At 52.2% G+C, this 1,691-nt stretch carries 2 protein-coding genes and 1 pseudogene; all 3 read left to right on the top strand.

The features are described 5' to 3' along the window. A pseudogene (locus FJU08_RS23030) lies at positions 1 to 285 on the top strand (hypothetical protein); the annotation flags it as partial. 22 nt (positions 286 to 307) lie between these two features. Next, positions 308 to 490 (top strand): hypothetical protein, encoded by a 183-nt coding sequence (locus tag FJU08_RS22580; RefSeq protein ID WP_141151292.1) that lies wholly within the window; start codon positions 308 to 310, stop codon positions 488 to 490. Between the two features lie 2 nt (positions 491 to 492). Beyond that, positions 493 to 1,569 carry a tyrosine-type recombinase/integrase gene (locus tag FJU08_RS22575; protein ID WP_235890961.1) on the top strand — a complete coding sequence of 359 codons (1,077 nt, stop codon included), beginning with the start codon at positions 493 to 495 and terminating at the stop codon, positions 1,567 to 1,569. The last annotated feature ends 122 nt before the right edge of the window (positions 1,570 to 1,691 follow it).

The raw sequence follows: 1,691 nt of genomic DNA, 5'->3' as shown, positions 1-1,691 counted from the left end.
CACAGAAGGGTAAATAGGTGGCCGGGTTTTACTCCGGCGCAGCAGGACTATCCCGCCGCTTCCGTAGCCGACTTTTGCACCGCCGCTCTCACAGAACCAGCCTTCATGCGATTTTTGATCGAACAGCACGACCTGCCGCATCCAGCGACGGACAAGACAGCCGCGACGCGAGTGCGGTCGATACTCTCCATTACAAGCCGCAGTCAATTGAACACCGATTCCGCTGCGGCAGCTCGATGGCGCGAGATGGTGAAAGAGTTTGACGCATGGAGAATCAGAGGATGAGAAAAAGAGTAAGGACAAATAGATGAGCCGGCAAACCACTCCCTTTACGCAAGGTGCTGTGAAGCGCGCTATTCTTGCCGTCAAGGCGGCTGGAATCAATGTAAGAACCATCAGCGTACGCCCCGATGGTACTGTCGTGATCAATGGAGAAAATGGAGATTTCACCGAGAAAATGCTGGAAGAAAGCAGAAACGGCTATCTCTGATCATGAATATGTCACGCAAACGCTACCAATACGTCCAAAAGGAAACGAGCCGCCACGGGAGAACCGTATGGTATTTTCGAATCGGCAACGGTAAACGCACACGGCTACATGGCGAATATGGCTCAGACCAATTCGTAGCCGAATGGCGAACTCTTGTTGCAAGCGCAGAAACGACGATGCCAGACCAAGCATCAAAGAATACGCTTCAATGGCTGGTGGATCGCTATCACGAAAGTGCTGCCTTTAAAGGTCTCGCACCATCCACACAGCGTATGCGAAAAAACATCTTGAAATCAGTCTGCCAAACAGGAGGCAAGCTGGTGTTGACGCAAATTACCCGCCAAACAATAGCCAGTGGCCGAGACCGCCGTGCAGATACGCCACATGCAGCAATCAACTTCATGAAAGTGATGGGTTATCTCTTCGAGTTCGCAGTAGATGCAGGATACATGCGTTCAAATCCTGTGCGCGGCGTCAAGCGTCCGAAAATCCGCAGCGAAGGTTTCATGCCTTGGACCGATGACGACATTCGTGCCTTCTATGAGAAGCATCCTCTCGGCAGCATGGCGCGACTTGCGATAGATCTCTTTCTTTGGACCGGCCTACGCCGGGGAGACATGTTTCGCCTTGGGCCTCAGCACATCAGGGATGGCGTGATAGAATTTCGCGCAAGCAAAAACGCGAAGATGGTCTATATCGAGATTTCACCATCGTTGGCGCGTTCACTGGACGCCTGCGAAACGCATCACCTCGCCTTCCTGACGACTCCTGTTCACGGTCGCCCATTCAAAAGCGCTGCTTCTTTTGGCAACTGGTTCGGCAAAATGTGCGCTGAGGCTGGAATTTCGCCTCGTGCTCACGGACTTCGAAAGAAAGGTGCGATTGACCTGGCTGAACTTGGCGGAACAACCGAAGAACTGAAAGCGCGATTTGGCTGGAAATCTGACGCTATGGCTGGCCTATATACCCGCGAAGCGGACCGTCGCCGCCTTGCAAAACAGGCATCAAAAAAACTAAACGAGAACGCGCTATCCCCGCACCTTTACCTAAAATCCCCGCACCCTAAAAAAAACAATTAATAAGCAATCACTTAGGGATTAATAGCAAAGTAATGGCGACCCCTGCAGGATTCGAACCTGCGACCGTCGGCTTAGAAGACACAAGCCGAAGCCCCAGATTGCGCGGTTTTGTGGGGTGCTTT

The organism is Martelella alba, assembly GCF_006516955.1.
In the GTDB taxonomy this organism is placed as follows: Bacteria; Pseudomonadota; Alphaproteobacteria; order Rhizobiales; family Rhizobiaceae; genus Martelella; species Martelella alba.
This window is presented reverse-complemented; position numbering and strand designations above follow the sequence as displayed.